This window comes from Pararcticibacter amylolyticus, assembly GCF_003130405.1.
GTDB classification, from domain to species: Bacteria; Bacteroidota; Bacteroidia; order Sphingobacteriales; family Sphingobacteriaceae; genus Arcticibacter; species Arcticibacter amylolyticus.
On the sequence record NZ_QEAS01000013.1, the window covers coordinates 122,022 to 128,666 of the forward strand.

Consider the following 6,645-nt stretch of genomic DNA (forward strand, 5'->3'; position numbering starts at 1 on the left):
GCATAACCGATCTCATCAAAGCCGGGAATAAGTCCGATAGCGAAGGTTGAACCGCCCATAAGGACCAGGGTAAGCAGAAAGGTGTACTTGCGGCCGACGATATCACCGAGCCGCCCAAAAACAAGCGCTCCGAACGGCCGTACAATGAATCCGGCCGCAAACGTAGCCAATGTAGAAAGAAAGGCCGCAGTGGGATTGTCATGCGGGAAGAATTGGGAGGAAAGAATAGTAGCAAGGCTCCCGAAGATATAGAAATCATACCATTCGATGAGTGTGCCAACCGACGAAGCGCCAATGACACTCCATAAGTTGTTTTTTCCTGCTGCCCCTCCAGGATTTTCAACATAAGTCATATTAACAAATTGATTAGCTTGATTGCCGCCTTTAAATTAGAAATATTTCTGAATATAGCGTTAAAAAAATATTCAGAGGAGCTTATAGACGAGACAACTACCCGCGTAAAAAAGACGATTTCAAATGCCGGTGAGGCCCTCGTGCAGAACGAGACGGGACCGCTGGTGAGCTTGTTCGACACTCGGTCGCCCCCTCGTGCGGACAGATTCGGCAAAACCCGAAGAAAGAGGGCGTTCAGCTGGTTGCGGGGTACAATAGGGGCAGACAACAACCTCTCCTCCTTGATTGTGGGAGGAAAAAAGATGACATTTAGTTTCTTCCTGCACGAAAAGAACTTACATAAATAAAATAAACGAAAAAGCCTTGTGGTTTTAATTTATTCTTCTGATATTTGCAAACTCTTTAAGAGACTGATTTTTACAAAAAGATACACAACATAGTCATGTCGAGAATTTGTGATTTAACAGGAAAAGCACCGATGAACGGTCATAACGTTTCTAACTCTAACGTAAAGACCAAGCGTAAGTTTTATCCTAACCTGAAGGTAAAGAAATTTTACATCCCTGAAGAAGGCCGCTGGATTACCTTAAAAGTTTCTACATCAGCTGTAAAAACGATTAATAAGAACGGTATCAGCGCTGTAATTAATAAATTCCTTAAAAAAGGATCCATTTAATAACGTATAATAGAAAGAGAAAATGGCTAAGAAAGGTAACAGAGTTCAGGTGATTTTAGAATGCACTGAGCAAAAAGAAAGCGGTGTACCTGGGATGTCTCGTTATATCACCAATAAAAACAAAAAGAACACTACTGAGCGTTTAGAGCTGAAGAAATACAATCCGTTCTTAAAGAAAGTAACTGTTCACAAAGAAATCAAATAAATAAGGCTTATACCTTTTAAAATATAAAGAGATGGCTAAGAAAGTAGTTGCAACCCTTAAGACCGGCAGAGGTAAAGAATATTCAAAAGTAATCACCATGGTTAGATCTGCAAAGACCGGCGCTTACAGTTTTAAAGAGATCATTGCACATAACGATCACGTTAAAGACGCTCTTACTGCAGCAAAGAACGCCCAGTAAGGTACATGCTTTAAAATATTAAAGAGCCGTCCCGATTTTAATATCAGGAGGGCTTTTTTTGTATGAGAAGATGGGGAAGAGACGAATGAAAAACATTCGTACATTTATAACATACAATAAAAAATGGGATTATTCGATTTTTTCAAAAAGAAAGAAGCTCCGAAAGAGGAAATAGAGGCTCTTGATAAAGGGCTTGAAAAAACCAAAGCCGGTTTATTCTCTAAGCTTACAAAAGCCGTCATGGGGAAATCCACGGTGGATGATGAAGTTTTGGATGAGTTGGAGGAAATCCTGGTGACATCGGACGTGGGTGTGACCACTACCCTCAAGATCATTGATCGTATCCAGGAAAGAGTATCAAAAGATAAATATTTTGGCGCTTCTGAACTTAATACACTGCTAAAAAGCGAGATACAAAAACTGCTGGCAGAAAACAACAGTAACGATTTTGAAAATTTCGAGTATGGCAACCATAAACCGTATGTTATCATGGTGGTTGGCGTAAATGGTGTCGGTAAGACTACCACGATCGGTAAACTCGCTCATAAACTCAAACTGGCAGGAAATAAAGTGGTGCTTGGTGCGGCGGATACCTTCAGGGCTGCTGCCGTAGATCAGCTGAAGCTTTGGGGCGAACGCGTAGATGTGCGTGTAGTTGCACAGGCGATGGGCTCAGATCCGGCTTCCGTGGCTTTCGACACATTGCAGTCGGCCGTTGCCAATGGAGAAGATGTAGCCATTATTGACACTGCGGGACGCTTACATAATAAAGTAGCTCTTATGAACGAGCTTACAAAGATTAAGAATGTTATGCAAAAGGTAGTTCCGGGTGCTCCTCACGAGATTCTCCTGGTACTGGATGCATCTACCGGACAGAACGCTATTGAGCAGTGTAAGCAATTTACTCAGGCCACTCATGTAAATGCTCTTGCCCTGACAAAACTGGACGGCACAGCCAAAGGAGGCGTAGTAATCGGCATTTCCGATCAGTTCAGGATTCCGGTGAAATACATCGGTGTTGGAGAAGGGATAAATGATTTGCAGCTATTTGACAGACAGGATTTTGTGAACAGTCTTTTTAAATAAGCTGTCAAACGCGGAGAGAGAAGTAGAACAGAGATTCATGAGAACAAAAAAAACACAACCGTCAATAGCTAAGCCCAGAGTAAATGTTGTCACTCTTGGCTGCTCAAAGAATGTATACGATTCGGAAGTGCTGATGGGACAGCTGAAAGGGAACCAGATCAGTGTCGTTCATGAAGCGGAATCGGTTGGAAAGGATGACATCATCGTTATTAACACCTGCGGTTTCATTGATAATGCCAAGCAGGAATCGATTGATACCATTCTTCAATACAGCGAGTTAAAGGAACAGGGCAAAGTAGGGAAAGTTATTGTAACCGGATGCCTGTCTGAACGATATAAACCGGAACTCGAAACAGAGATCACAAACGTGGATGCTTATTTCGGTACGAATGATCTTCATAATATTTTAACGGAACTCGGTGCAGATTACAAATATGAGCTCCTGGGCGAACGTCTTTTAACTACCCCATCCCATTTTGCATACTTTAAGATAGCGGAGGGCTGCAACAGACCATGTTCTTTCTGCGCCATTCCTTTAATGCGCGGCAAGCATCTCTCGAAGTCCATGGAGGACCTGGTGAAGGAAGCAGGAGTGCTCGCACGTAATGGCACCAAAGAATTGATCCTGATTGCCCAGGACCTCACCTACTACGGACTTGACCTGTACGGAAAAAGAAATCTTGATGAGTTACTAAGGCGGCTGTCTGACGTACAGGGAATAGAATGGATCCGCTTACAATATGCTTATCCCTCAGGATTTCCAATGGAGATCCTTGACGTGATGAACGAACGCGAAAACATTTGCAAATATCTCGACATGCCTCTCCAGCACATTAGTGATAATATGCTGAAGTCGATGCGGAGAGGAATTACCCGCCAGAAAACGACAGACCTTGTGAATGCAATCCGCGACAGGGTTCCTGAAATAGCTCTTCGCACAACGTTGATCTGCGGTTACCCCGGTGAGACCGAAGCTGATTTTGAGGAGATGAAAGAGTGGGTGGAAGAGAGCAGGTTCGACAGGCTTGGCTGCTTCACCTATTCTCATGAAGAAAAAACCCATGCCCATTCATTGGTCGACGACGTACCGCAGGATGTTAAAGAACAACGGGTGGAAGAGATTATGGACATACAGCAGGGAATCTCTCTTGAGAAAAACATCCAGAAAGTGGGCCAGACCTTTAAGGTCCTGGTAGACAAGCTTGAGGGCAACTTCTTTGTCGGCAGAACCCAGTTTGATTCTCCCGAGGTGGATAATGAAGTTTTACTGGAGGCAAGTGCTGACTACGCAGCTCCGGGCAGCTTTGTAAATGCAAGAATAGAGCGGGCAGAGGATTTTGACTTGTATGGACGGATTGTAAAATAAAGAGTGGAAAAAGGGGATTTATAAATTTTCCCCTATTTTCGCAGCGCGATGAAAGCAACGTACATCGATTATAGCGAAACCCATAGTTTTTCATCAACGGTACTGAGTTACGTATCCCGTGATCCCAAGCTTCGCCCTTTCATATACGACTTCCCTACTATTGAAGCCTTTGGTAGACTGGCAGCCGAAAAGAAGATTATAGCCGACAGAAGGGTGCTGCATGATACTCTTTTGCAGCAGTACACAGAGGGGGGAGTAAATCTTCATAAAGAACAAACGGCTCAGAGTGGTTTTAACACTACCGGGGAGAATATCCGTTTACTTTCAGATCCCAGTACTTTCACCATCACGACGGGGCACCAGTTGAATATCTTTACAGGACCTTTGTATTTCATTTATAAAATTGTTACGGCGATCAACCTTTCCCGCCAGCTGAAAGAAGCCTACCCGGATAAGAACTTTGTACCTGTTTACTGGATGGCTTCGGAAGATCATGACTTCGCCGAAATTAATCATACTCATCTGCATGGTAAAAAGGTATCCTGGGAGCAGGACACCAGCGGTGCCACAGGGAAGATCCCGACAGACACCATAAGAGAAACTGTAAAACTATACAGGAACCTCCTGGGCCTCTCTGAAAATTCTGAAGAGCTGAGCTCTTTCATTGAAGATGCTTACCTGGGACACACAAACCTGGCTGATGCTACAAGATCGCTGGTACATGCTCTCTTTAGAAGGTATGGGTTGGTAATAGTAGATGCGGATTCACCTGCTTTGAAAAAACAGTTCGCCGCCATCATCACAGAAGACATTCTGCAGAAGAACAGTGCGGCTTTAACTGCCCAAAGAAGCAAAGAAATAGAAGAAGCAGGATTTAATACTCAAATCCACAGCCGCGAAATCAATTTCTTTTATATGAAAGATACAATCCGTGAACGGATTGTTGAAGAACAGGGAGTTTACAGGGTCTTGAATACCGATATCCGGTTTACTGCAGATGAACTGAGGGGAGAGATTGAATCTCATCCCGAATACTTTAGTCCTAACGTTGTACTACGTCCTTTATACCAGGAAATTATTCTGCCCAATCTGGCATATATCGGAGGAGGAGCAGAAGTAGTATACTGGCTTCAGCTAAAAGCAAATTTCGATTTTTACAATGTAGACTTTCCTCTTCTCATATTGAGAAACTCAGCCCTGATCACCGATGAATCATTCGGTAGCAAACTATGCCGCCTGCGGATTCCATTAAAAGATATTTTTAAAGATACCGGCACGATTCAGAAAGAGTGGATATTGAGGAACTCAGGACACACACTCAGCCTGGCAGACGAGAAAAATGAATTCCAGGCAGTATTTGAAAAGATTAAGCTCAAGGCTTATAAAATAGATCCCACCCTCGGCCCTTCAACTGAGGCCGTAAATGCCCGCCTGCAGAAAGCGCTGGGCAATCTTGAGAAAAAACTAATAAAAGCCGAAAAGCGGAATCATGATGGCGCCTTGTCTCAGATTGAAAATCTGAGGAGGAAACATTTTCCGGGAGAAGGTCTCCAGGAAAGATCTGAGAATTTCGGTCTCTTTTATATAAAGTATGGGAAAGACTTTATCGGAGAGCTTATTAAGTATTTTAAGCCTCTTGATTTTAAGTTTACCATACTGGAACCTTAATAAATATTATGAGTTCATTACTTTTTCAGGAACAAACATTACGTTCATTTACAGAAGCTGTTTTTACGGCTATAGGCTGTTCAGAAGAAGATGCAGTACAGGCTGCCGATGTCCTTATGGCCTCCGATCTTCGCGGAATAGACTCTCATGGAGTTGCAAGACTCAGCGGCTATGTGAGGCTTTGGGAGAAACAAAGGATCAATCCTACACCGGATATAAAGATCGTTCATGAGACTCCAACCACTGCAACTGTTGACGGTGACAGTGGGTTAGGGCTGGTTGTAGCCCCTTTTGCCATGAAACTTGCGCTTGAAAAGGCTGAGAAATACGGTTCAGGGTGGGTAGCTGTCAGAAATTCAAACCACTTCGGCATAGCCGGTTATCACGCGATGCAGGCTGTGCGGAAAAATATGATTGGTTTTGCCATGACAAATGCCAGTCCGCTGGTTGCCCCTACATTTACAACAGAGAGGCTACTGGGGACTAATCCTATGTGCTATGCATTCCCAGCCGGAAAATACCCTCCGGTAATAGTAGACATGGCTACTGCGGCAGCCGCTAATGGCAAGCTGGAGATAGCACAGCGAAGCAACAAATCTATTCCGGAAGGATGGGTCCAAACATCTGCCGGAGGCAGCTCCGCGGATCCTCATGCCCTGAAGTCAGGAGGTTCCCTCCTCCCATTAGGCAGCGACAGAGACCATGGAAGTCATAAGGGATATGGCCTCGGAGCGACTGTCGATATATTGACAGCAGTTCTTTCTGGAGCCAATTACGGGCCCTGGGTACCTCCTTTTGTTGCCTTTCTTGACCCGCTGCCCGATCTGCCCGGCAAAGGAATAGGACACTTTGTGGGTGCGATGCGTGTAGACGGATTCAGGCCTGTGGATGAATTCAAAGACCATATGGACCGCTGGATAGAACGCTTTAAATCAGCGAAACCTATACATGAAGATCAGCCGGTTATTATCCCTGGAGAGCCGGAACTGGAAGCTGAGAAAATAAGAAGATCAGAAGGGATCCCATTAACCCAGGCCGTTGTAACTGATCTGGAAGAACTTGCGCTAAAACTGGACCTGGAGTTTTCCGGA

The 6,645-nt window shown here is 44.3% G+C and carries 9 protein-coding genes; 8 read left to right on the forward strand and 1 reads right to left on the reverse strand.

What is annotated here, in order from left to right; genetic code table 11:
* Nucleotides 1-353 (reverse strand): MFS transporter (locus DDR33_RS26715; protein ID WP_238387830.1); only part of this gene is annotated, 353 nt, incomplete at its 3' end.
* A 9-nt stretch (nt 354-362) separates the two neighbouring features.
* Here DDR33_RS26715 and DDR33_RS16255 point away from each other — a divergent pair.
* From DDR33_RS16255 to DDR33_RS16290, 8 genes are all read left to right on the forward strand, one after another.
* Nucleotides 363-701, forward strand: a complete 339-nt coding sequence (locus DDR33_RS16255; RefSeq protein ID WP_109416862.1) for a hypothetical protein — start codon at nt 363-365, stop codon at nt 699-701.
* Between the two features lie 95 nt (nt 702-796).
* Entirely contained in the window at nt 797-1,030 is a 234-nt protein-coding gene (gene rpmB / locus DDR33_RS16260; protein ID WP_109416863.1) for a 50S ribosomal protein L28, read from the forward strand.
* Between the two features lie 22 nt (nt 1,031-1,052).
* Complete coding sequence (gene rpmG, locus DDR33_RS16265; protein WP_109416864.1) at nt 1,053-1,235, forward strand: 50S ribosomal protein L33; 183 nt, start codon at nt 1,053-1,055, stop codon at nt 1,233-1,235.
* A gap of 31 nt (nt 1,236-1,266) precedes the next feature.
* Nucleotides 1,267-1,434 (forward strand): DUF4295 domain-containing protein, encoded by a 168-nt coding sequence (locus tag DDR33_RS16270; protein WP_109416865.1) that lies wholly within the window; start codon nt 1,267-1,269, stop codon nt 1,432-1,434.
* Nucleotides 1,435-1,557: 123 nt separating this feature from the next.
* A complete protein-coding gene (gene ftsY / locus DDR33_RS16275) occupies nt 1,558-2,520 on the forward strand; it encodes a signal recognition particle-docking protein FtsY (RefSeq protein ID WP_109416866.1) in 963 nt (320 codons plus the stop codon).
* A gap of 37 nt (nt 2,521-2,557) precedes the next feature.
* A complete protein-coding gene (gene rimO / locus DDR33_RS16280) occupies nt 2,558-3,886 on the forward strand; it encodes a 30S ribosomal protein S12 methylthiotransferase RimO (RefSeq protein ID WP_109416867.1) in 1,329 nt (442 codons plus the stop codon).
* Nucleotides 3,887-3,934: 48 nt separating this feature from the next.
* The gene (bshC, locus tag DDR33_RS16285; RefSeq protein ID WP_109416868.1) at nt 3,935-5,554 is read left to right on the forward strand and encodes a bacillithiol biosynthesis cysteine-adding enzyme BshC; all 1,620 of its coding nucleotides are present in this window, start codon (nt 3,935-3,937) and stop codon (nt 5,552-5,554) included.
* Between the two features lie 8 nt (nt 5,555-5,562).
* A partial coding sequence (locus DDR33_RS16290; RefSeq protein ID WP_109416934.1) for an Ldh family oxidoreductase occupies nt 5,563-6,645 on the forward strand: 1,083 nt, incomplete at its 3' end.

Coding starts and splice junctions, on each gene's coding strand:
- ftsY (WP_109416866.1), top strand. CDS start 1,558: ATGGGATTATTCGATTTTTTCAAAAAGAAAGAAGCTCCGAAAGAGGAA.
- rimO (WP_109416867.1), top strand. CDS start 2,558: ATGAGAACAAAAAAAACACAACCGTCAATAGCTAAGCCCAGAGTAAAT.
- DDR33_RS16270 (WP_109416865.1), top strand. CDS start 1,267: ATGGCTAAGAAAGTAGTTGCAACCCTTAAGACCGGCAGAGGTAAAGAA.
- rpmB (WP_109416863.1), top strand. CDS start 797: ATGTCGAGAATTTGTGATTTAACAGGAAAAGCACCGATGAACGGTCAT.
- bshC (WP_109416868.1), top strand. CDS start 3,935: ATGAAAGCAACGTACATCGATTATAGCGAAACCCATAGTTTTTCATCA.
- rpmG (WP_109416864.1), top strand. CDS start 1,053: ATGGCTAAGAAAGGTAACAGAGTTCAGGTGATTTTAGAATGCACTGAG.